Raw genomic sequence first — 21,580 nt, 5'->3', positions numbered from 1 at the left:
GCATTGAGCTTCTGTTGGATGTGAGATCGAGACAACATTTTGACGATATTTTCCAAGAACCTAAATCTTGGGGATTTTGTGCTGTTTTTGACTTGTTTTTTTCATGAACCCGACCAGAATTAACCCCATGGCATTCGCTTAATTGGCTAAGGACTCGGCTGTTTATGATCCCGGACGATCGTCTCACCGCATCATCCACCTCTGTAAAACGCTTCGGCTTTTCCACTCCGGCCTCGGTTTGGGTGATTATCCTGGTTGCACTCCTTTTTACTTGCCTGGGTTGGTACCTGTTTAATCAATATGCGGAGCAGCGTGGACGTGAGCGCTTTGAGTATCAGGCCATGTTGGTCAAAGATGCCATAAGAGATCGTCTGTTGACCTATGAGCAGGTACTGCGGGGTGGCGTGGGCCTGTTTATGGCATCCGATGGTGTGACCCGTGAGGAGTGGCACGAATATGTGACCAACGCCAAGATGGAGAGCTTTTATCCCGGGATCCAGGGAATAGGCTACAGCGTTATTGTATCCCCGGAGCAGTTGATTGCTCATGAGGCAGCTATCCGCGCTGAAGGTTTTGAAGAATACCGGGTGTACCCAGTCGGTAAGCGTGATACCTACCAGGCCATTATCTATCTGGAACCCTTCGATTGGCGTAATCGGCGGGCATTTGGTTATGACATGTATTCCGAACCGACTCGCCGAGAAGCGATAGACAGAGCCATCAACACCGGGGAGGCGGCAATATCCGGCAAAATTACCCTGGTACAGGAAACTCAGCAGGATATTCAGGCCGGCTTCTTGATGTACTTAGCACTTTATGATGAAACTTCTGTCGGCCCCAAAGCCGCTACAGGTGTGGTCTATGCAGCCTTTCGAATGAATAACCTGATGCAAGGCATTTTGGCCGACAAGTTTCCCAGTCTGAATCTAGAGATCTTTGATGGCGACACCCCCTCTGACACTTCGCTGCTGTACAGCACTGAGGAGGAAGGCCAGGTTACCAAAACCTACAACCATGTGCTGCCGCTCAAAGTCGGTGGTCATCAATGGTTGCTGCAAATTGGTGCCGACAAGAGTTTTGTCACCGAAACCGAGAAACTGCAAAGCAAATTGATGCTGGGCATAGGCGTACTGTTTATCTTGGCACTGCTCTATTTTCTGCTTAGTAACGCCAGGGCCAGATACCAGGAAGGCTTGCTGGCCAATGAGATCCTGGCCAATGAAAAGCGCTTCCGCTTGGTTATCGAGGCCTCGCCATCGGCGCTGATCATGGTCGACGGTCATGGACTCATCACTCTGGTGAATGCCCATACAGAGCAACTGTTCGGTTATGCCCGGGATGAGCTGCTGGGCCGCAGCGTGAATATACTGCTGCCGGAGAGCCTGCACAAGTCGCACAATCAACACATGGGGGGCTACCTGCAGCAGCCGATTGCCAAGAATATGTCCCAGCGTGATGACCTGTTTGGTCGCGCCAAAGATGGCTCTCTGGTGGCGGTTGAAGTGGGGTTGACCCCAATTCATTTCACTAATGGCCAGTCGATTCTGGCCACTATCAATGATGTCTCGGATCGCAAACGGATTGAAGCGGAAAAAGCTCGCCACACGGAGGAGCTGGAGAAAATAAACCGTGAGCTGGACAGTTTTGCCTACATAGCTTCTCACGACCTCAAATCGCCACTGCGGGGCATAGAGCAGTTATCCGAGTGGCTAGCAGAAGATCTCAGTGACAACAGCAGCGAACAGGTACAAAAGTATTTGCGACTGATCAAGAGCCGGGTCCAGCGAATGGTACTCTTGCTGGACGGCTTGTTGACCTTCTCGCGCATAGGCAGGGTGGATACCGAGTTGACCGAGGTGGACAGCAAACAGTTACTGCAGGATACCTTCAGCCTGGTGGCACCGCCAACTGGGTTCAAGCTGGTTATCTTGTCTGAAATGCCTGTGCTGACCACGGCCAGGGTGCCGCTGGAATTGGTTTTCCGAAACCTGTTCAGCAACGCCATCAAGCATCACGATAAAGAGGAGGGGGTACTCAGCGTCAGCAGCGAGCGCCAGGGCGACTACTATTGTTTTTGTGTTATGGATGACGGCCCTGGGATAGCGGCCAAGTTCCATCATAAAATTTTCGCCATATTCCAAACACTTAAGCCAAGAGATGAGGTTGAAGGCAGTGGTCTGGGGCTCTCTTTGGTGAAAAAGTCGGTGGAAAACATGGGCGGCAAGATTTGGGTGAAATCGGAAGGGCGTGGTTGCAGCTTTTATTTCACTTGGCCGGTCAACTTCAAGGAGGAGTCATGAGTCAAACTGCCGGATATAAGGAAGTGACTATTCTGTTGGTGGATGACGATGATGTCGATTACATGGCGGTGCAGCGGGCGATGCAGCAGCTCAGATTGCTCAACCCCTTGGTCCGAGCCAAAGATGGCTTGGAGGCCTTGGAGATGCTGAATGATGGCCGGGTGCACCACCCCTATCTGATTTTGTTGGATCTCAATATGCCAAGGATGAATGGTCTGGAGTTTCTCAGTGATATTCGTAATGACCCTGCATTGTCTCTCTCAGTAGTGTTTGTGTTGACTACTTCAAGCGCCGATGAAGACAAGGTTGAAGCTTATAAGCATCATGTGGCCGGCTATATGGTCAAGCATGAAATAAGTGATGGTTTTTATAATATTTTCAATATGCTGGAAAGTTATTGGCGTATTGTCGAGTTGCCGGAAGCCTGAGGGATGGAAAGCATGAATCTGTTGTTGATCGATGACGATGAGATAGACAGAGCCGCTATCATCCGCGCCCTGGATCAATCGTCACTGGCGTTTAAGGTGATGGAGGCCAACTGTGCCCAGAGTGGCTTGGAGTTCGCCTGTCAGCAGCGTTTCGACGGCATACTGCTCGACTATATGTTGCCCGATGCCAATGGCCTGGAAGTATTGAGCCGTCTCAATGAATCTGCCGGAGAGCAGACCGCGGTAGTGATGATTTCCCGTTATGAAGACGATAAGCTGGCACAGCGCTGTATCGAACTTGGGGCGCAGGATTTTCTGCTCAAGGATGAAGTGAATACCAGCCGCTTGACCCGTGCAATCCGCAATGCCAAACAGCGGGCCTCGATGGCGTTGGCACTGCGCCAAAGCCACGAGAAGCTCAAAGAGCTGGCTGAACATGATTCCCTGACCAAGCTGGTCAATCGCTACGGTTTTGAACTCTGCCTCAATCGTACCTTGAGTCAGGTCAAGCGCCATCAGGACATGCTGGCGGTGATCCTCTTGGATCTGGATGATTTCAAAGGTATCAACGACACCTTAGGGCACCAGGTGGGGGATATCCTATTGGTGGAAGTGGCCAACCGTCTAAGCGCGGCGCTCAGGGAAGGAGATCTGATTGCCCGTCTCGGCGGCGATGAATTTGTGGTGTTGGTGACAGAGTCCGAGAATCGTTACTTTCCGATGGCGGTGGCCAATAGGCTACAGCAGGCCTTTGAAGAGCCTTTCCCGCTTGGAGAGCATGAGGTGCTGATCGGCGCCAGCATTGGCATTGCAGTGTACAGTGATTCTGTCTGTGATAGTTCTGAGCTGCTCAAGTGTGCCGATATAGCCATGTATCGCGCCAAAAAAATTGGCCGCAATCAGATCCAGTTTTATTCTGAAGAGTTGGCCAGGGAGGTGAGGTTTCGTAACCGTATCGAAATGGGGCTGAGAACTGCGCTGGAGCGGGATGAATTCAGGGTCTTTTATCAGGGGAAATTCGATGCAATTTCCGGCGAGCTTTTGGGAGTGGAGGCGCTGCTGCGCTGGCAACATCCGGAAGATGGCCTGCTGGCGCCTGACAGTTTTCTGCCTATAGCCGAAGAGATAGGCCTGGTGGATGAGATAGGTGAGTGGGTGTTGGCACAGGCCTGCGTGCAAACCGTTGAGTGGCTAATGATGTTGACTCCCGTAGGCAAGCGGCTATCAGTGGCGGTAAACCTGTCACCATCGCAGATCATTCGTGAAACCCTGTATCAGACCATAGTCAGGGTATTGCAGCAAACCGGGTTGCCGGCAACGCAGCTGGAGCTGGAACTCACCGAAAATGCCCTGATTGAAGAACCGCTGGAGCTGGCCAAGGTGTTGGAGCGGATTGCTGCCTTGGGGGTAGTGTTGTCTTTGGATGACTTTGGCACCGGCTTTTCATCTCTCGAGCACATCAAATATTTTCCTATCAATGTACTTAAAATCGACAAGAGTTTTGTGGCTTCGGTCGAGCAGGATGAACGTGGTAAACGTCTGTTGTCTGCCTTGATTAATTTTGCCAACGGTTTTAACGTGGTGTCTGTGGCTGAGGGTATAGAGACAGAGGCGCAGGCGCAGTTTTGTCGTGAACGAGGCTGCAATCTGCTGCAGGGATATCTTTACTGTCGGCCGATTCGGCCCACGGATTTTGAAGTGCAGCATATTTTACCTTTGCTGGCCGAGGGGAATGTTTGATTTTGCTTGCCTATTGGCAAAGTATGGTCAAAGATGCCTGCTCTTTTTGCTGGGCCATAACTCTCTTTACCGGGTCTTCCAAACATGAAAATCGGTATCCTCTCTCAATTTCCCGAGCTTTATTCTACCCGCAGGCTGGTGGAAGCCTGTGAGGGACGCGGTCATCAGGCCTTGGTGATCAATCCACTCAACTGTTATATGAACATCAACTCGGTGCAACCCAGTATTCATCTTGAAGGTGAAGAACTCAGCGGTTTTGATGCCATTATCCCGAGGATCCATGCCAGTGTGACTTTTTATGGCTGTGCCCTGGTGCGCCAGTTCGAGATGATGGGGGTGTACGCCGCCAATGATTCTATCTCCATAGCCCGCTCAAGGGATAAGCTGCGGGCACTGCAGTTGCTCTCTCGCAAAGGGGTAGGTATGCCGGTCACCGGCTTTGCCAGCAAGCCGGACGATATTCCGGATCTTATCGCCATGGTGGGTGGTGCGCCGCTGGTGATTAAACTTTTGGAAGGCACCCAAGGAATAGGCGTGGTGCTGGCCGAAACCAAGAAGGCCGCCGAGAGCGTTATTGAAGCCTTTCTGGGGCTTAAGGCCAACATTCTGGTACAGGAATATATCAAAGAAGCCAACGGCAGTGATATCCGCTGCTTCGTGGTGGGCGACAAGGTGGTTGCGGCCATGAAACGCCAGGGGCCGGAAGGAGATTTTCGCTCCAATCTGCATTTGGGTGGCAGCGCCGAGAAAATCAAGATTACCCCTCAGGAGCGCAAGAGCGCCATAGATGCAGTCAAGGCGATGGGGTTGGCAGTGGCCGGGGTGGATATTCTTCGCTCCGAGCGCGGCGCCTTGGTGCTTGAAGTCAATTCGGCTCCGGGTATTGAAGGCATAGAACTGACTACAGGCATCAAGGTGGCAGAGCCGATAGTGGAGCATATCGAAAAAATGGTTGCTGCCCGTAAACACAATCGAACTGTTATCGCCTGATTGCGCCTCGGGCTTTTCCCATATAGGAGTTCGCACCTTCCTTAGAATTCGAACTCATAGACATAGCTGAGCACTATCTTGGCATCGTCGTCCGGTAGATCCGTATCGGCTACCATAAAGGAGACAGAGCCTATGCCTGTGTCCTTGCTGATGGCCAAGTGGTAGTCGGCGTAGTCGGAAACCTGGAACCAGCTCTGCACCACATCGCCGTCTGAATAACCATAGTGTGCCGTCAGCGTCACGGTTTCCGTGATGGGATAGCTGAAACCCGCGTGGATATAGCTCAAATCCTTGTTATCCAGCGGCGCTTTGGCTACATCATCACCGGCATTGACCACCTTGGCATAACCCAGCTCAAACCACTTCCAACTGAGGGTCAACGCCAGTTCGCCAAAGTCGATATCACCCTTGGCATCAGGATAACCATAGTAGAGATAGCCGATGTCATAGCCAAAGTCTTCGCCTATGCTGCCGGAGTAACCGCCGTAAAAATCGAGCTCGTAACTGGTGTCATCACCAAAGTCGACATTAGAGGCCCAGGTGCCCAGGTAAAAGCCAGAGTCGTGGCTGTAGTCTATACCGCCTTGAACGGCGACAGAGTCATTTGTTTGGGTAACCCCGCGCCACAGATAGTTGGAGGCGACGCCGATATTCCCTGATACAGTCGCCTGGACTTCGCCGGCCAGCAACAACAGACCTGCAATAACTGACATTGAAAACTTGGTGTGTTTCATTCTCATCCCCTCGATGGTTGGGTTCCGGAACCGGGCAAGCTTGACCGGCGCAGACACTCGTTATTGTCTTTGTGGGATGAGCGAATCTTGTGCCAAGTTTAAATGAATATGAAATACAGAAAGTTAGCTTTTATTCTGAAACTAAGTTAACAGATTATTGCCTTTAGTTAGGGCGTTTTGCCCTTTTTCTGTGCAGTGGGATGTTGGGAACTACAGACAATAAAAAAACGCCTCAATATGAGGCGCTTTCATCCGTGAAAAGCAGTTTAGTTGACGCTGTCACGCAGAGCCTTACCGGCTTTAAACTTGGGAATAGTGGCTGCAGGGATCTGGATCTCTTTGCCGGTTTGCGGATTACGACCTGTGCGCGCCGCGCGGGTTGAGGTTTCGAAAGAACCAAAGCCTACGATGGAGATTTTAGATCCTTCTTTCATGGCATCAGTCACTGCTACTTCGAACGACTTGAGGGCGCGGGCAGCTTCTGCCTTGGACAGGTTTGCATGTTCTGCCATTTTTGCGATTAGTTCAGTTTTGTTCATCTGGAGCGTCTCTTCTTTCCGTCGATTGAATTATTATTGCCCATCTAACATGCCATAAGGTTTTTGGCTTGAAAAGGCCTTTCAGCGGGCTTCTTGGGCTTTATTCGCTATTTTTTAACCAAAATTATACAAAATTGTGAGCCGGTCGCTGATTTCCTTAAATTCAGTGCGATCTAGTCAGATTTTTCCTGTTGCAAGAAGCGTTTTGTGTTGGCGGAAAAAGCCACCCAATACTGGAATGCCAGCAAGGCCAACAACACAGCCGCCAGCGGCAGCAAGGGGATATTGCGTCCAGCCAGCTCAAGTTTGACATCTTCAGGCGTTATCTGCAGTGCCATCAATGCAGTAGTGGCCAATGCCAGTAGTCCCAGAGTCTGGATAAAGAGATAGATACGCAGTGCCCACAGCGACCAACTTGTACGTAACATTATGCCTACCAATACTGGGATGACTCCCAAGGTAAACAGATCTACTGCACCTGTGCTGATGGTGCGCCACAGTGCTACCCCGGCCAGTACCAGATAGAGGATGCAAAGCAGTACCAATGGTATTGGTCTTGAAATGGACATAAATGACTCCTGTGAGAAATGGGCCTAAGTCTATGGAAAGCCCTGGGGTGAGTCCAGCCGGATTTTAATCGCATTTTCCGGTAAAATGAGCGCCGACATTTTTGGCAGGATAACACTCAATGACAGAAGAGCAGTTCTGGGAGCTGGTCAGCCGCGACTATCCCGATCAGGAACAACAGGAACTCCAGGCGCGTTTGACCGAAAAACTGCAAAGCCTGGGCGATGATGAGCTGGCAGAGTTTGATAAACACTTTGCCAGGCTGCTCAGGTTGAGTTACAGCTGGGATCTTTGGGGCGCAGCTTACATCATTGCCGGAGTTGATTCAGATTATGGTTTCGCCGAGTTCCGGAACTTCCTGGTGACTCTGGGAAAGGAGCGTTATCAGGCGGCCTGCAATGCAGCGGATTCGCTGGGAGAGCTGGAAGTTTGGCCGCAATTGAATGGTTACGCCTATCCTTTTGTTGAGGAGATAGACCTGCTGGCCGGCCAGCTATACGAGACCCGTACCGGCAAAGAGTTACCGTTTGTGCCTTCGGGGCTGAGTCAGCCCAAGGGCAAGCGTTTCAACGATCAGCCCAAGGCACTGCGTAAACTGTACCCCAAGCTCAGCGCCCGTTTCCCCTTCTAAGCAGGCTTAGTCATTACGCATCTGCTCGCACTGAAAACCCTGGCGGCGGGAGTCAAAGCGGCAGTAGCTGCCGCACTCCCAAGGAGCCCCTTCTGCGGCCTGGGACTTCTCGATGGCGAACGCTTTACAGCTGGCATAGTCGCCAAAATCGTCCTCTTTGAGATAACGCCCCGAATCGAAACCATGGGTATAAATGAAGGCACTCCAGGTTTCCGGCCCCTTGGGTTTAGCATCCTGATTGATGGCAACGAGAACAATTCCCAGAGCGGTAAACAGTCCCAAAGTAATTAGCAAAGGCGGTGAGAGTTTCACTGGTGCTCCTGTAATGGCTCGGTTTTCGGTCTATTAGATTACTTCAGCGGGGCTGACTCAAGCCGCATTGTTTGAAAGTTTGTTGCTGCGGCTACAAATTGATACTCAAGTTAATCTTTCTGGATGATGTATTACGAAAAATATCACATTAAAATAGCTACTTATAGTACAACACTATTCGCATATTAGTTTTGCGTTAAGCCCGGATTCAGGTTAAATTTTATACTCTGAGTTTGAAGCAAAAGCATACTGACAATCGCTCCCAAAGGAGGCTGATATGAAAATCAGACATCTGTTACTTGTAAGTGCCCTGGCCTCTGGCTCGGTGCTGGCGGCCGATAAGGCCGATGAAAACCCTGTGACTGAATCGGGTAAGGTCAAAATTGAGTGGCAGTCACCCAAGGATTTTCGGGATATCAAGTCTGCCAGCGAGCTGCAATCCCGTTATGAAAAACGTCTGTTTGATACCTTGACCAAGACTCTGGATAAAGATGTTTCATCATCTCTAAAAGACAACCAAAAGCTGGAGCTGACGGTCACAGACGTGGATTTGGCCGGTGATGTGCGGCCTACCTTTGGTGCTACTGCCAACGATATACGTGTAGTCAAGAACGTTTATCCGCCCAAGATAAGCTTCAGTTATCGCTTGTTGGAAGGCGATCAGGTAGTCATTGCCGGCGATGAAAAGCTGACCGATATGCAGTTTCTCGACCATGTGGACAGAATCAACAGCGACAGCTTCCGCTATGAAGAAAGAATGCTGAAAGACTGGTTCCAGAAAACACTCAAGCCAAAACTTTAAGCTGTTTTCGGCATATCCAGCAAGCACAGCCCTTGGGGGGTGTGCTTGGCCTGCTTTTTCGCCAGCGCACACAGGCGGGATAATTCATGTTCGTTGGCATCCAGACTCAATGGCGGTGGCAGTATTCCGACGCTGAGGCGCAATAGCGGTTGAAAGCATTCCTGCTCTTGTCTGTCCTTGGCAAACAAGCGCTGTCTTTGCCAATGTTCATCACTGAAGAATTGCCTTTTACTCTGCTCAAACTCGGCCAATATCTGCTGGCAAACCCCGAGTAGTTTTGGCTCTGTGCCTATCATCACAAAATCATCGCCACCCACGTGGCCGATAAACTGCGCTTTACCATATTGTCTGAGCAGGCCGGCTACGGCCCTTATCACTTCATCACCACGACTGAAGCCATAGATGTCGTTATAAGGCTTGAAATGGCATAGATCAAAATAGGCCAGATAGAAATGCTGTCGTAGTTTCCGTAGCCGTTGCAGCTCTTCCTGAATGGGTACATTCCCGGGCAATTCAGTTAACGGGTTGGCGTGGCGCGCCATCTGTATTCTATGTTCAGTAATGCGCTGCAGCAGCTCGCGGGTGTGACCAAGACCGATAAACTCACCTTGACGCAGGATAATGAATTCCTGCGCTATTTCGGAGCCAGGCTTGGCGGTAAGTTTTTGGCTCACCAATGACAGAGGTGTGGCCGCATCGACCATAAGCACGTCTCTGTCCATGAGTTCAGTCACCGCCTGGTGTTCATGCAAGGCGCGGCCATAGGGACGGGAAAATAGCTCCATCAGCCGATGGCGATAGACCAGTCCCAAGGGACGTTTATGCTCCAGCACCACAATGCACTGAAGCTCCGGCTGGGAGAGAAAGCGTTCGCTCAACTGCTTGAGCTCAGTCTCGGAGGGGCAGGTTTGTGCCTGATGGCACAGGCTCTCCGCCGCCTCGTTGTATCTAGGTTGCTCCTGCTGACGAATGGTGAGATAGCGGGTTTGCAGTTGTCTATCCGGCTGCGCCTCGGGTCTGCCGAGTAAGAAGCCCTGACAATAAGTGATCCCGAGCTGGCGCAGTATCGTCAGCTCGGCTTCAGTCTCTATACCCTCGGCGATGACTTTACAGGTCAGGCTTTGGCAAAGCTCTATGATGGAGCGGACAAACTCCTGTTTTACCGGAAACTTGTCTATTTGGTGAATAAAGTGGCGATCAATTTTGACATAGTCGGGGGAGAGTTCTGACCATAGACGCAGGCCAGAATAACCGGCACCCAAGTCGTCGAGAGCGGTCAAAAACCCCTGATTGCGATAGTGATTAAGGCAGGCTTTGAGCTGATCTATGTCATCGGCAGGGTATTGTTCCGACAGCTCTATGACCACATTGGATGGCGCTATGCCGAACTGTTGCAAGAGCTTGAGTGTTTGCCCCTTGGGATGGGTTGGATCCAGCAGCGCCTTGGGTGAGATATTGATAAAAAGCTTGCCAGGCAGTTGTTTTTGCTGAAATTGGGCTATGGATACCCGGCGACACAAGGTTTCCAGCTCGGAGAGGCGCCCCAGGTGTTCGGCAGCACTGAACAGATGAAATGGAGAGTGAACGCTGCTGCCTATGGGGCCGCGGCTTAAGGCTTCAAAACCATGAATACTGTTGCTGTCTATGTTGATAATCGGCTGAAACAGTGCGGTGACATCCTCGTTATCCAACACACTTCCGAGTTCAGCTATTCTGTCTATGGCCATCAAACTGCAATACCTTACAAGGCCCCAAATCGGATAGAGTCTAGGTGTTGCAAGTGACACTAAGATGACAAGGCCGGGCTTGGCCCGGCTCATATTATTGATTCAACTGATTGAACTCTTGCTATTTACTCTGCTGTTTAAATTGTTGCAGCGTTTGCAACAAGACTGCCAGTTTCGGCAGTAGGGCTTCCAGCTGTTCCGGGGTGGGTGCCGTTTCGGCTTCAAGATCCGCTACCGCCTGTGCCAACTCCTGTACATAGGGGAGGAAGCGGTTACTGCATGTGGTAAAGCCTTGCTCTTGAGTGAATACGGCAGAAAACTTTCCATGACCGGCTTGTTGCAGCTGATCCAGACGATTATCGGCATCGACAGCCTGGCGGTAAGCGGTCTGCAGATTGGCTTTCAGTTGCTCAATGACCTTGGTGTATGGCATAACAGCCTCTAACTGATGAACTTTGGCTGAAATTATAAGGAACAGGGATGCGCGCAACAAGTCGACTGCTGTGGTTCTTCTTCGGATGTGGCTTACTTTTAAGTGGTTGGGCCCAAGCAAAAGATGGTGATACACCACCCTTCTACCAGTTGGAGTTTGCCGGTAAGACGGCTTTTCTCATGGGCTCAGTGCATGTCGGCAAGGCTGATTTTTATCCACTGCCAAACCAGATAGAGCAGGCCTATCACAATGCCGGTGCTCTGGTACTGGAAGCTGATATTCGCGATCCTGCGGCGCAGCAATTGCTGCAGCAGTATGGCTTGAAGGCTGCAACACCGGATGAGGAAACTCAGACGCTGCTGCAGGGATACTGTGGCGGTAAACCTTTATGTCGGCAATTGGCTATGATGTCCCCCTGGTTGCAGTCGGTACAGATCAGTATGCAACGCTTCGTGGAGCTGGGTTATCAACCCAGCCTGGGTGTTGAGCAGTATCTGTTGGATGGGGTAGGTGGCAAACCTGTGTTAGAGCTGGAAAGTACAGAAATGCAGTTGGCACTGCTGAACTCGCTGGCGCTGAAGTACCAGTGGAATATGGTTAGGGAGAGCATTCGCGGTGAAGATAGGGAGATCCAGGCGCTGATCACGGCCTGGCGCAGCGGGAATGAAAAAGCGTTGGCCGAATTGATGCTGCATCAGCTGTCCACCGAAGGAGAAAACGTATTGCTGGAAAAACTGCTGTGGCAGCGTAACCAAGGCATGGCCGAGCGTCTGTTGAGTCTAATGGGTTCCAATCAGGCGCCATTATTTGTGGCCGTCGGTGCCGGGCATCTGGCCGGCAAAAGGAGCCTACTCGAGTATTTGCATAAAGCCGGAGTCGACAGTCGTAACTGCTGGCAGCAAAGCTGTGATATACCGTCCGGCGAGGCAAACTGAGGGGCTGAGGTCTATACTTGCTGTGCTTGAACACAGGGAGTTGAGATGCAAGGCATTAGCGATGCGTACAAGGGGTTTGAAGGAACAGTTCGTCAGTGGGATCAACGTTTTGGCAAGGTGGTTGCCAGGGTCGATCCCGGCGATTTTTATATTACAGGTGCCGATGAGTACATTTTTACCCGTTTGGGTTCCTGCGTGGCGGCTTGTATCTGGGATCCCGTACTCGGCATAGGTGGCTTGAATCACTTTCTGTTACCCGAGCGCAAACTTCACGAAGATTGGCAGCAACTGACCAGTTACAGCTGTCGTTACGGCAACTGGGCCATGGAGCAGTTGGTCAACGCCATACTCTGTGTCGGCGGTCAGCGACATAGATTACAGGCCAAGATTTTTGGCGGTGCCAGAATGGGCCAAAACAGTGTGCTGAATGTCGGCCAGTCCAACATAGATTTTGTACTGCGTTATCTCAAACTTGAGCAGATCCCTGTGCAGGCGGAGGATTTGGGCGGCCCTTGGCCGCGCAAGGTGATGTTTCACCCCAACAGCGGCAAGGTCTTGCTCAAGCACATGGATCCCGAACGTCTGGCACAGCTGGTGCCGGAAGAGAACCGTTATCTGGATCAGATAGTGGATAGCAAAGATCAACCCTCGATCGAGTTATTCGGCCCGGATGCCTTGTGAGCAATGAAATGCACGTAACGGCCCAGAGACAGATAGGGTTGCTGGCGTGAGTATTTCAGCTCCATCTCAAGTAGTTGCTGGAAGTCGAAATTATCCGGCAAGCTCTTTTTAAGATAGTCATGGATGACTCTGACCCCGGATTCACACCTCAACTCCAGTTGCCACTCCTTAAACCAAGCTTGTACGTCAGCTATTTGCAGCGGATGTTTCGGGCTGAGGCGGACTTTTTTGCGGGTTTGCAGATCGGCAGACACATAGTCGAGATTACCTGACACCAGGGCGTGAAAGCGCATCGCTTCCTTATTGAAAAACATCAGTGAAAACAGGCCGTCATCTTTCAAGAGTGACAGCAAGCCCGCCAGCGTACCTTTGGCATCATGCAACCATTCGGCAACCGCATGGCAGAGAATGAGGTCGAACTGGCCCCGTTCTGTTACGTTCAGCTCCTGGATAGCGCAGTGCAGCAGTTGAATATCCAAGGGGGCGGCCGAGGCGGCTATCTGTTCCCGGGCTTGTTCCAGCATGGCCGATGAGATATCGCACAGCACCACCTCATGCCCCATAGCCGCCAGTTTCTGACTGAAAAAACCGAAACCGCCACCGGCATCCAGTACTCTGAGTTTACGGCCGGCAAAGTAGGGTAACTGTTCCTGCAGATCGCGCCAGAGCACCGCGGCTCTGATCTGTCCTTTAGGGGTTCCATAAATATTGTTGGCGAACTTTTGCGCCAGCTTGTCAAAGTTCTGATCTTGCACTTTGGAGGGTTCTGAATGACTTGAAGGCATATAGTGTCTCACAAGCCGCAGCCCTTGGCATCAGAGCCAAGCGCTTATGGCGGACAGATCGCAAAATCATAGATAGCTCCGAAAACGGCAGGGATGAGGTATAATGCTCGGCTTGGAATACTCAAGGTGGGCTTTTTGGTTATGGAATTCAGTGTCGAACTGCGAACAATGCCTTCGTTGTTTTCGCTGTATCGCAAGATTTTTTTCGGGCGAAAGCCTGGCTGGGACAACCAGCCTTTACCTCGTATCAGCGTTAATACTCCCGGCGTGGCTTTGGAGCCCGGCAAGGTGGCCGACTACGCTCAGGTGTGTGGCTTCGAGTTTGATGGCAAAACTCTGCCGCCTACCTATCTGTACGTGATGGCCTTCAGGTTGCATGCGGTGATCTTTACCCATGACGCTATCACTTTTCCTCTGCTGGGAATGATCCACCTGCGTAATCGTATCAGTCAGTTTCGCAGTGTTACTGTGGATGAGCGTTTCGATATCGACTGTCGCCTCACTGATAGCCGAGAGACAGATTCCGGGCTGGAGTTTGACCTTATCTCCAGGGTGACTGTGGCCGGAGAGCTGGTGTGGGAATCCCTATCGACTTATCTGTATCGCATAGATAAGCCGGGGCGCAGGGCAAGGCCACCCAAAGCCGGGGATATTCTGTGGGAAAACCCCAGTGTCTGGGAGTTGGGTGACGATTTGGGGCGGCGTTATGCCAGAGCCTCGGGTGACTATAACCTGATCCATCTGCATCCCCTGCTTTCCAAGCGTTTTGGTTTCGACCGGGTGCTGGCTCACGGCATGTGGTCCAAGGCCCGCTGCGTGGCTCAGTTGATGCCTGAGCTGGGCAATAAACCCTGTGTCATTGACGTGGCGTTCAAGTTGCCGCTGTTTATGCCGGCCAGTGTCTGCTTCTGCGCCGAGGCCATGGAGCAGGGCTATAAGTTTGAACTCAGGGATCAGAAGGGGCGTAGGCCACATCTTTGTGGTGAGCTCTCCCTGCTCTGAGCTGTCGGGGCCCTGGTTTTCCACCTTGGCCCCCTGTTTGGCTCTATTATTCCTGCGCTCGCTATTTTCCTTCCGTTCGGAAACTGTTTTTCGGCCAATTCCGGCCAGAGATTTCTTGACTCAGATTAAGGTATTGCTGAATAAAGAGCGCTTCGACTTTAGCTTGAAGCCGGAATGGCCTAGTATGCGGGTCCTTTGATCTATTTGCTTTGGCCCTTGTGGGAGTTTTACTGAATGTTGAAGGACATAGAGATCTCTAGAATGACGCCGAGGCGTCCCATTGAGCATATCGCTACTGAGCTGGGGTTGCGTCCCGGTGAGTTCAGCTGTTACGGCGACCACAAGGCAAAAATCCCGCTGTCGTTGCTCGAACGGGTCTATGACTATCTACCCGGTAAGCTGATTCTGGTGACTGCGATAACGCCTACGTCACACGGTGAAGGCAAGACGGTGACCAGCATAGGTTTGACCCAGGCCCTGCATGCGCTCGAGCACAAGGTCTGCGCCTGTTTGCGCCAGCCCAGCATGGGGCCGGTCTTTGGCGTCAAGGGTGGGGCTGCCGGCGGTGGTTATGCGCAGATAGTGCCGATGGAAGAACTGAATCTGCATCTTACCGGGGACATTCACGCCATTACCAGCGCCCATAACCTGGCCGCCGCTGCGCTGGATGCCAGGTTGCATCATGAGCAGCGCCTCGGGGCAGCAGAATTCAGCCGTCGCAGTGGCTTGGATGCGCTCAATATCGATCCGGAAAAGCTCTTTTGGCACAGGGTGATGGATCACAATGATCGTAGCCTACGGCAGATTCAGATAGGGCTGGGAAATAACAATGGCCCGGAGCATGAGTCTGGCTTTGATATCACCGCCGCCTCGGAGCTGATGGCGATTTTGGCCCTGAGTCGCGATCTTGCCGATATGCGCCGCCGTGTTGGTCAGGTGTTGCTGGCGCTCGACACCGCTGGACAGGCGATTACCGCCGAACAGCTCGGGGTTGCCGGTGCCATGTGCGCTATTTTGCGTCAGGCGTTGGAGCCGACACTGATGCAGACTCTCAACGGTGCCCCTTGTCTTATCCACACCGGACCCTTTGCCAATATCGCCCACGGTAACTCCTCTATTATTGCCGATGAGATGGCGCTGAAACTCAGCGATTATGTGGTCACTGAAGGCGGCTTTGGCTCGGATATGGGCTTTGAAAAGTTTTGTAATATTAAGGCACCTGTTTCCGGACGTCAGCCTGATTGCACCGTCTTGGTGGCGACCTTGAGAGCACTTAAGAGTAACGCAGGACTCAAGGGCGAGGCAGTAAGCCGGTCTAACCAGCAGGCACTGGAGCAGGGCTTTGCCAATCTGGCCTGGCACCTGGCCAATGTGCGCCGTTACGGCACACCTGTGGTGGTGGCCGTCAATCGCTTCCCCGAAGATACCGAGCAGGAGCTTGAGTGGTTGAGACAGGCCTGCCTCACCGAGGGTGCCGATGCTTGCGAACTCAGTGAGGCTTTTGCCCTCGGTGCTGATGGCGCCAAGGCTCTGGCCGAGTCGGTATTGGCAGCCATAGGCAAGGGCGATGGCTTCAAGCCTCTCTATGACCCTTCGCTTGGACTCGAGGCCAGTCTGGCAACTCTGGCCGAGCTTGGTTATGGCGCTGCCGGGGTTGAGTTGTCGGCCAAGGCCCGTGAGCAACTTGCCGAGATCCAGCGCCTTGGCGCAGACAAGTTGCCTGTGTGTATGGCTAAGACGCCTATGTCTATCAGTCACGATCCCAAACTCAAGGGGGCGCCCAGCGGTTTTACTTTGCCTATTACTGAGCTTAGGCTCAATGCCGGAGCCGGTTTTGTCACCGCTTTGGTGGGCAAGGTGATGACAATGCCTGGGCTGGGTTTGAACCCCGGCTATCTGCATATCGATATTAATGAGCAGGGTGAAGTGATAGGGCTTTAATTCGACAACAAAGGGCGCAGATGCGCCCTTTGTTGTATTGGAGACTGCCGCGCCGATTTAACCGCGATAGAAGTGTACGTCCCGCTGCGGGAATGGAATGCTGATCCCTTCCTCGTCGAAGCGCATCTTCACCGCCCGGGTAATGTCCCAGTAAACCTCCCAATAATCTTCCGGCCTGACCCAGGGGCGCACCACAAAGTCCACCGAGGATTCACCCAATAGGTGCAGTTTAACCGTGGGCTCAGGGTGTTTCAGTACCTTGGGATGCTCTTGTACCAGTTGCTCCAGCACGGCTTCGGCCTGTTCGATATTGTCGCTGTAACTGATGCCGAAGGTCATATCTACCCGTCTGTGATGCTCGGCGGTGATATTGTTAATGGTATCGCCCCAAATTTTGTTGTTGGGAACAATCAGTCGTTGGTTGTCCAGGGTCTTGATGGTCGTTGAAACCAGGCTCATATGGCTGACTCGGCCTGTGACCCCGGCGGCATGGATCAGATCTCCCACATCGAAGGGGCGATAGATGAGGATCATCATTCCTGAGGCGAAGTTGGATAGGGTATCTTGCAGCGCAAAACCGATAATCACCCCGGCAATGCCGAAACCAGCCAGTAGAGGCCCGAGTTCGAATCCCAGCTGTGACAAGGCGATCAACAAGCCCAAAGTGAAGATGACCTTGCCCGAAAGCGAGGTGAAGAAGTCTTGCAGCAGCTTGCTGAACTTGAGCTTGGAGTTACTGACCGCCTTGGCAACGATTCGCTTGGTCAGTTTGGCCAGCAAGACGGTAAGTAGCAGGATAAACAAAAAGATAAATATCTTGAACAGTATATCCGGCCCGCCTTCAACCAACTGCGCCTTGGCGATTTCAAACCATTGTCCTGCCAGGCTGGAGACAACATCGATATTGAGTACATCCTGGGTGATATCCCCGGAAATGGCAAACAGGGTCTTTTTCAGATCGCTGGTATCCACATCCAACTTATCCAGCATGCCTATCACTGCGCTCAGGCTGCTGCTGTTGTTTTCCAGTCGCTCTTTCAGCAGGGTCAAGGTCTTGCTCTGCTCGCTGCTGACATCTTTGCCCGCCAGCGCATTTTCGGCCATTTGCACGGCCAATTGCTGCTGGTTATAGCTCACCAGGCTCTCCAGCAACCCGGCTCTGACGATAAGACGTTGCTTGAGTGATTCTTTCGCCTGGCTGACATCCTGCCCCAGTTGTTCTGACCAATTGAGCAGTTCCAGCAAGCCTTTTTGAATTTCATCCTTTTCCAGGCTGCGGCGGGAGATCTCAAGCATCAGCTGTTGATCTTCCCCTTTGCCGAGCTTGCCCTGCAGCGACACTATCTCCTTGTCGAGATATTGCACCATCTGCTGCAGGAGTTGCCGCTGCGTTTGCAGGTGCGGCAGAACGTTCATCAGGGCCTGAGGGGCTGCATTCTTGTCGCCAATGGCATCTATGCTCTCTTTGAGTTTATTTCGCTGTGCCAGAGTCAGTGCCTTGATCCTAAACTCAGTCACTGCCTTGAGTTCGCCCTTGGCAGTGCGAAGCTGTTGGATATTTTGTCTTATAGTTTGCTGTATCAAAGTGAACTGCTCGGTGGCGAGCGGTTCAGGTTCAGATGCAAAGGATTGCCAGGAAAGAGTTAAACACAACAGGAGCAAGAGAGATCTAACCATGTTTTTAGTCCGATTTTTATCTGTTTTTCTGAGGTGTTGGAGTTAATAAATATGACACGAAAATTTCCATGGTGCCTAAAAAGCGCATGGATTTGTGGTTTTTCGCACATGGGAGATATAAGGCGGACGCCAGCTTTGCTAGAATAGCGCCCCTTTGTTGAATTCGCCGGAGAACGCCCGAGTGTTATGCTCCAATTGCAATAAAACCTTTAATGTTTCTCAGATAGCCCAGCAGCGGGGCAGCGGCTTTTCTGCGCAGATCCAGTGTCCTCATTGCGAGGCCTGGCTTGGAAAGACACCTTGGTTATTGAAATTGAAACTGGCGGGGTTTTATCTGGGGGTGGCTGCGACTATTTGTGCCTGGTTGATACCAGAGACCAGACACTTCGGGATACCTGTCGCAATCCTTGGGCTGATCGTCTTGCTGATCAGCCACCTGATGGATCATCTGCACACGGTTGAAGCGCCGGTTAAAGTTGAAGAGGATGATTCGGCGCAGCGGCAGAAGTATCGCTGAAGGCTCAGTCTACCACTTGTACCTGATTGGCCAGGGAGGTTTCTACGTAATAGATGCCACCTAAAATTGCGCCACAAAACAGAATGGCAAACAGGATGATTCCCAGGTTATTTTTGAGAAATGCCAACATAGCTTTTCCTTTGGTTAGGCTGCTCCCATGGGCGGGCCCGTGCGAGCACAAAGAGTATAGGGTAAACCTTAACCGGCAGAGCTTAAGCAGAACTTAATCTCCGCCCGGCCTGTGATTTGCGCCGAAACCTCTGCGCCGTTACATATCTTGTAACTTTTAGTTTCAGCTTCGCCCTGTTAACCTTGTTGCAACCTCGGGGCAGGCTGGCTTACACTAGCGCCGGATCTATCTGGGGGATGTTAGGTTTGGATATCGCTGTTCGCACAAGAAGCACTATTGCCATATGGCTTGCCGCCATATTGGTGCTCTTGTCTGTGGCTGCATCGGCCCACAGCATCTCCCATCTCCAAGAGGGTCATAAGACCCACTGTACTCTCTGTTTTCATCAGCATCAGCTGAATAAGGTCATGCCCGGCACTGGGCTGCATCTGGATGCTGTCAAACAATCCTATATCAGAGTCAATCTTACGGCTCCTTCCTGGCAGGCGCCCCACGTTCGCCTGTTCAACAGTCGTGCTCCCCCTGTCACAGCCTGAATTTAAAGAAACCTCTATTTAAATTTTGCTATCGACCGCATGGGATTGCGGTGCGATGACTGCTGTATTTCAGGAGCTAAAATGACTGTTTTTTCAACTCGTATTTCGCCTTTGGCCTTGGCCTGTGGCTTGGTTTCCACCTGTGCAATGGCCCAGGATCCTACGCTGACCAATCCGGCGATCAGTGCGGTTTTGGATGGCTATTATCAAACGGCGGATCGTCCCTTGGCCGAGCGTCAGGAAGGTTTTGGTCTGGGGGAAACCGAACTGGCGCTCAGCGCCAATATTGACGATATGTTCTATGGAAAAGTCACCACCATCATAGAAAACCATGATGGTGATACCGAAGTGGAGCTGGAAGAGGCTTTTATTCAAACTTTGGCGATGCCGGCAGGGTTTGCGGTGCGTGCCGGTCGTTTCCTGTCTGACGTGGGCTATCTCAATAACCAGCATCCCCACACAGACGCCTTTACCGACCGACCGGCGGCTTACCGTGCATTCTTGGGCAATCACTACTTCGATGATGGTATCCGCTTGAACTATGTGGCGCCGACTGATCTTTACTGGGTCATGGGGCTGGAGGCCTTCAAAGGTGACAAGATGCGTGCCGAGGATGAACACGGTGAACGCGAGTTCGAGGATGTGGGTGTCTACACCGCTTACACCAAGATAGGCGGTGATATAGGGGCAGACAGCTCATGGCAGCTTGGGGTGTCATATCTGCGCAACGAAAATGGCCGCATGACCCCTTTTGAAGAGCACGCGGGTGAGGAAGAGGAGCATGATCACGACCACGAAGGTCACAGTCATGGTGCTGCTTATACGGGGGAAAATACCTATATTGCCGACTTTGTTTACAAGTGGGCGCCCAACGGCAACTACAAGTATCAGCATCTGACTGTGAGTGGTGAGTATTTCCGGGTGGCGGATTTCGTTGCCGAGGCCGAGCATGAGCATCATGAGGATGAACACGCTCATGCTGAGCCGAAAGATTACCATCAGGGCTGGTATCTGAGCGGTGTCTACCAATGGAGCCCCAGCTGGTCTACCGGGATCCGTTACGGTGAGCTGGATACCCAGCAGGCCCATGACGATCATTTCCACGGTCAGAAGCTGAAAGAAACCGAGGTCAGCTTGGCTTGGCATCACAGCCACTTCTCTACCGTAAGACTGCAGTACACCAATCAGCGTGGCACTAATTTCGACGGTATTGAAGACGACAATGTTATCACTCTGCAATACGTTATGACTCTGGGGGCCCACGGTGCGCATCAATTCTAAATTTGTCGGCCTGGCCACGGCCGCTTTGACTCTGGTGGCCAGTTGGCAGGCTCAGGCCAGCCTGAATATTTTTGCTTGTGAACCTGAATATGCCGCGTTGGCCAAGAGCTTGGCGCCGGATGCGGACATCTATTCGGCCACAACGGCCTTGCAGGATCCTCACCAGGTGCAGGCGCGGCCCAGTTTAATCGCCAAGATGCGCCAGGCTGATCTGGCGGTCTGCGCCGGTGCGGATCTGGAAATCGGTTGGTTGCCTATGCTGCAGATGAAATCTTCCAACGCCAAGGTGCGCTCTACGGATCAGGGGCTGTTTTTTGCAGCCGATCAGGTTGAGACCCTGGATAAGCTGGATTCGGTCGACCGCAGCATGGGGGATGTGCACGCCAAGGGAAATCCGCATCTGCACTTTGACCCTTATCGGATGCTGGATATCGCCAAGGCGCTGAGCGCCAAGCTGGTGGCCCTGGATCCTCAAGGAAAAGCCGACTATGAGGCTGCGCTCAAGGCATTCAGCGAGCGTTGGCAGCAGGCTATTCCCAACTGGGAAGCCGAAGCGGCATCACTCAAGGGCAAGAAGGTTATCGCCTATCACACCAGTTTCCGCTATCTGTTCAACTGGTTGGGAGTTTCTCAGGTCGCGGATCTTGAGCCCAAGCCCGGGTTGCCTCCCAGTAGTTCACATTTGGCTTCGCTGCTTGAGCGGGCAGGGCAAGGGGATGTCAGTGCCGTGGTAGTGGCATCCTATCAGGATGAACGTGGCGCCAACTGGTTGGGTGAAAGAGCCAAGCTGCCGGTATTGGTATTGCCCATGTCGGTCGGTGGTAACGCCCAGAGCCAGGATCTTTTCAGCCTGTATGACAGCGCCATCTCGCTGCTCAAGAGTGTGAATTGA

23 protein-coding genes are annotated in these 21,580 nt (G+C 52.1%); 14 read left to right on the top strand and 9 right to left on the bottom strand.

The window, feature by feature from the left end; translation table 11 throughout:
* The first annotated feature begins 167 nt into the window (after positions 1-167).
* From CX650_RS09360 to rimK, 4 genes are all read left to right on the top strand, one after another.
* Positions 168-2,300 (top strand): CHASE domain-containing sensor histidine kinase, encoded by a 2,133-nt coding sequence (locus CX650_RS09360; RefSeq protein WP_373297492.1) that lies wholly within the window; start codon positions 168-170, stop codon positions 2,298-2,300.
* Positions 2,297-2,728: a response regulator gene (locus CX650_RS09355; protein ID WP_101095649.1), complete on the top strand. Its 432-nt coding sequence runs from the start codon at positions 2,297-2,299 to the stop codon at positions 2,726-2,728. Before CX650_RS09360 ends, CX650_RS09355 begins: the two co-directional genes overlap by 4 nt.
* A gap of 12 nt (positions 2,729-2,740) precedes the next feature.
* Positions 2,741-4,468: a putative bifunctional diguanylate cyclase/phosphodiesterase gene (locus tag CX650_RS09350; protein ID WP_101095765.1), complete on the top strand. Its 1,728-nt coding sequence runs from the start codon at positions 2,741-2,743 to the stop codon at positions 4,466-4,468.
* A gap of 84 nt (positions 4,469-4,552) precedes the next feature.
* The gene (rimK, locus tag CX650_RS09345; RefSeq protein ID WP_039034445.1) at positions 4,553-5,458 is read left to right on the top strand and encodes a 30S ribosomal protein S6--L-glutamate ligase; all 906 of its coding nucleotides are present in this window, start codon (positions 4,553-4,555) and stop codon (positions 5,456-5,458) included.
* 41 nt (positions 5,459-5,499) lie between these two features.
* On the opposite strand, the gene CX650_RS09340 is transcribed toward rimK, so the two are convergent.
* From CX650_RS09340 to CX650_RS09330, 3 genes are all read right to left on the bottom strand, one after another.
* Positions 5,500-6,192: a TorF family putative porin gene (locus CX650_RS09340; protein ID WP_039034446.1), complete on the bottom strand. Its 693-nt coding sequence runs from the start codon at positions 6,190-6,192 to the stop codon at positions 5,500-5,502.
* Between the two features lie 266 nt (positions 6,193-6,458).
* Positions 6,459-6,731: an HU family DNA-binding protein gene (locus CX650_RS09335; RefSeq protein WP_039034447.1), complete on the bottom strand. Its 273-nt coding sequence runs from the start codon at positions 6,729-6,731 to the stop codon at positions 6,459-6,461.
* A 173-nt stretch (positions 6,732-6,904) separates the two neighbouring features.
* Entirely contained in the window at positions 6,905-7,300 is a 396-nt protein-coding gene (locus CX650_RS09330) for a hypothetical protein (RefSeq protein ID WP_101095648.1), read from the bottom strand.
* A gap of 119 nt (positions 7,301-7,419) precedes the next feature.
* Between CX650_RS09330 and CX650_RS09325 the strand changes: the two genes are divergently transcribed.
* Positions 7,420-7,929 (top strand): DUF4240 domain-containing protein, encoded by a 510-nt coding sequence (locus CX650_RS09325; RefSeq protein ID WP_101095647.1) that lies wholly within the window; start codon positions 7,420-7,422, stop codon positions 7,927-7,929.
* 6 nt (positions 7,930-7,935) lie between these two features.
* Here CX650_RS09325 and CX650_RS09320 read toward each other — a convergent pair whose 3' ends face one another.
* Positions 7,936-8,241 carry a hypothetical protein gene (locus CX650_RS09320; RefSeq protein WP_101095646.1) on the bottom strand — a complete coding sequence of 102 codons (306 nt, stop codon included), beginning with the start codon at positions 8,239-8,241 and terminating at the stop codon, positions 7,936-7,938.
* Positions 8,242-8,518: 277 nt separating this feature from the next.
* On the opposite strand from CX650_RS09320, the gene CX650_RS09315 reads away from it, so the two are divergent.
* Positions 8,519-9,043 (top strand): DUF3016 domain-containing protein, encoded by a 525-nt coding sequence (locus CX650_RS09315; RefSeq protein ID WP_101095645.1) that lies wholly within the window; start codon positions 8,519-8,521, stop codon positions 9,041-9,043.
* Here CX650_RS09315 and CX650_RS09310 read toward each other — a convergent pair.
* Together CX650_RS09310 and CX650_RS09305 are read right to left on the bottom strand one after the other, a co-directional pair.
* On the bottom strand, positions 9,040-10,773 hold the full coding sequence (locus tag CX650_RS09310) for a GGDEF domain-containing protein (RefSeq protein WP_373297483.1): 1,734 nt from the start codon (positions 10,771-10,773) through the stop codon (positions 9,040-9,042). The two genes, CX650_RS09315 and CX650_RS09310, sit on opposite strands and share 4 nt — an antisense overlap.
* Before the next feature lie 118 nt (positions 10,774-10,891).
* Positions 10,892-11,203, bottom strand: a complete 312-nt coding sequence (locus CX650_RS09305) for a hypothetical protein (protein WP_039034453.1) — start codon at positions 11,201-11,203, stop codon at positions 10,892-10,894.
* Between the two features lie 47 nt (positions 11,204-11,250).
* Here CX650_RS09305 and CX650_RS09300 point away from each other — a divergent pair, with 47 nt between their 5' ends.
* Together CX650_RS09300 and CX650_RS09295 are read left to right on the top strand one after the other, a co-directional pair.
* Positions 11,251-12,138, top strand: coding sequence for a TraB/GumN family protein (locus tag CX650_RS09300; RefSeq protein ID WP_101095643.1), 888 nt, complete (start codon positions 11,251-11,253; stop codon positions 12,136-12,138).
* A 45-nt stretch (positions 12,139-12,183) separates the two neighbouring features.
* On the top strand, positions 12,184-12,819 hold the full coding sequence (locus CX650_RS09295) for a chemotaxis protein CheD (protein ID WP_101095642.1): 636 nt from the start codon (positions 12,184-12,186) through the stop codon (positions 12,817-12,819).
* Here the strand turns inward: CX650_RS09295 and CX650_RS09290 are convergent.
* On the bottom strand, positions 12,780-13,574 hold the full coding sequence (locus tag CX650_RS09290; RefSeq protein WP_101095764.1) for a methyltransferase domain-containing protein: 795 nt from the start codon (positions 13,572-13,574) through the stop codon (positions 12,780-12,782). The genes CX650_RS09295 and CX650_RS09290 overlap by 40 nt on opposite strands.
* 198 nt (positions 13,575-13,772) lie before the next feature.
* On the opposite strand from CX650_RS09290, the gene CX650_RS09285 reads away from it, so the two are divergent.
* Positions 13,773-14,606, top strand: coding sequence for a MaoC/PaaZ C-terminal domain-containing protein (locus CX650_RS09285; RefSeq protein ID WP_071476860.1), 834 nt, complete (start codon positions 13,773-13,775; stop codon positions 14,604-14,606).
* Positions 14,607-14,840: 234 nt separating this feature from the next.
* Positions 14,841-16,547, top strand: coding sequence for a formate--tetrahydrofolate ligase (locus tag CX650_RS09280; RefSeq protein WP_101095641.1), 1,707 nt, complete (start codon positions 14,841-14,843; stop codon positions 16,545-16,547).
* Between the two features lie 57 nt (positions 16,548-16,604).
* On the opposite strand, the gene CX650_RS09275 is transcribed toward CX650_RS09280, so the two are convergent.
* Positions 16,605-18,224: a mechanosensitive ion channel family protein gene (locus CX650_RS09275; RefSeq protein WP_101095640.1), complete on the bottom strand. Its 1,620-nt coding sequence runs from the start codon at positions 18,222-18,224 to the stop codon at positions 16,605-16,607.
* A gap of 181 nt (positions 18,225-18,405) precedes the next feature.
* Here CX650_RS09275 and CX650_RS09270 point away from each other — a divergent pair, with 181 nt between their 5' ends.
* The gene (locus CX650_RS09270; RefSeq protein ID WP_071476847.1) at positions 18,406-18,741 is read left to right on the top strand and encodes a hypothetical protein; all 336 of its coding nucleotides are present in this window, start codon (positions 18,406-18,408) and stop codon (positions 18,739-18,741) included.
* A 4-nt stretch (positions 18,742-18,745) separates the two neighbouring features.
* Here the strand turns inward: CX650_RS09270 and CX650_RS20545 are convergent, their stop codons facing one another.
* A complete protein-coding gene (locus CX650_RS20545) occupies positions 18,746-18,871 on the bottom strand; it encodes a hypothetical protein (protein WP_037436329.1) in 126 nt (41 codons plus the stop codon).
* 245 nt (positions 18,872-19,116) lie between these two features.
* Between CX650_RS20545 and CX650_RS09265 the strand changes: the two genes are divergently transcribed.
* The 3 genes from CX650_RS09265 (at position 19,117) to CX650_RS09255 (ending at position 21,580) form a co-directional block, all read left to right on the top strand.
* Positions 19,117-19,407: a DUF2946 domain-containing protein gene (locus CX650_RS09265; RefSeq protein ID WP_226684205.1), complete on the top strand. Its 291-nt coding sequence runs from the start codon at positions 19,117-19,119 to the stop codon at positions 19,405-19,407.
* Between the two features lie 81 nt (positions 19,408-19,488).
* Positions 19,489-20,688 (top strand): hypothetical protein, encoded by a 1,200-nt coding sequence (locus tag CX650_RS09260; RefSeq protein ID WP_101095639.1) that lies wholly within the window; start codon positions 19,489-19,491, stop codon positions 20,686-20,688.
* Positions 20,672-21,580 carry a metal ABC transporter solute-binding protein, Zn/Mn family gene (locus tag CX650_RS09255; RefSeq protein ID WP_039034462.1) on the top strand — a complete coding sequence of 303 codons (909 nt, stop codon included), beginning with the start codon at positions 20,672-20,674 and terminating at the stop codon, positions 21,578-21,580. The genes CX650_RS09260 and CX650_RS09255 overlap by 17 nt, the downstream gene beginning before the upstream one ends.

Origin of the sequence: Shewanella indica (assembly GCF_002836975.1) — a bacterium.
Taxonomy (GTDB): Bacteria; Pseudomonadota; Gammaproteobacteria; order Enterobacterales; family Shewanellaceae; genus Shewanella; species Shewanella indica.
Note: the sequence above shows the minus strand (reverse complement) of the source record. Positions and strands in the feature narration are given on the sequence as shown.

Bases quoted from the DNA above. Each gene is read 5' to 3' on its own strand.
- CX650_RS09355 (WP_101095649.1), top strand. From the start codon at position 2,297: ATGAGTCAAACTGCCGGATATAAGGAAGTGACTATTCTGTTGGTGGAT.
- CX650_RS09350 (WP_101095765.1), top strand. From the start codon at position 2,741: ATGAATCTGTTGTTGATCGATGACGATGAGATAGACAGAGCCGCTATC.
- rimK (WP_039034445.1), top strand. From the start codon at position 4,553: ATGAAAATCGGTATCCTCTCTCAATTTCCCGAGCTTTATTCTACCCGC.
- CX650_RS09340 (WP_039034446.1), bottom strand. From the start codon at position 6,192: ATGAAACACACCAAGTTTTCAATGTCAGTTATTGCAGGTCTGTTGTTG.
- CX650_RS09335 (WP_039034447.1), bottom strand. From the start codon at position 6,731: ATGAACAAAACTGAACTAATCGCAAAAATGGCAGAACATGCAAACCTG.
- CX650_RS09330 (WP_101095648.1), bottom strand. From the start codon at position 7,300: ATGTCCATTTCAAGACCAATACCATTGGTACTGCTTTGCATCCTCTAT.
- CX650_RS09325 (WP_101095647.1), top strand. From the start codon at position 7,420: ATGACAGAAGAGCAGTTCTGGGAGCTGGTCAGCCGCGACTATCCCGAT.
- CX650_RS09315 (WP_101095645.1), top strand. From the start codon at position 8,519: ATGAAAATCAGACATCTGTTACTTGTAAGTGCCCTGGCCTCTGGCTCG.
- CX650_RS09305 (WP_039034453.1), bottom strand. From the start codon at position 11,203: ATGCCATACACCAAGGTCATTGAGCAACTGAAAGCCAATCTGCAGACC.
- CX650_RS09300 (WP_101095643.1), top strand. From the start codon at position 11,251: ATGCGCGCAACAAGTCGACTGCTGTGGTTCTTCTTCGGATGTGGCTTA.
- CX650_RS09295 (WP_101095642.1), top strand. From the start codon at position 12,184: ATGCAAGGCATTAGCGATGCGTACAAGGGGTTTGAAGGAACAGTTCGT.
- CX650_RS09285 (WP_071476860.1), top strand. From the start codon at position 13,773: ATGCCTTCGTTGTTTTCGCTGTATCGCAAGATTTTTTTCGGGCGAAAG.
- CX650_RS09280 (WP_101095641.1), top strand. From the start codon at position 14,841: ATGTTGAAGGACATAGAGATCTCTAGAATGACGCCGAGGCGTCCCATT.
- CX650_RS09275 (WP_101095640.1), bottom strand. From the start codon at position 18,224: ATGGTTAGATCTCTCTTGCTCCTGTTGTGTTTAACTCTTTCCTGGCAA.
- CX650_RS20545 (WP_037436329.1), bottom strand. From the start codon at position 18,871: ATGTTGGCATTTCTCAAAAATAACCTGGGAATCATCCTGTTTGCCATT.
- CX650_RS09260 (WP_101095639.1), top strand. From the start codon at position 19,489: ATGACTGTTTTTTCAACTCGTATTTCGCCTTTGGCCTTGGCCTGTGGC.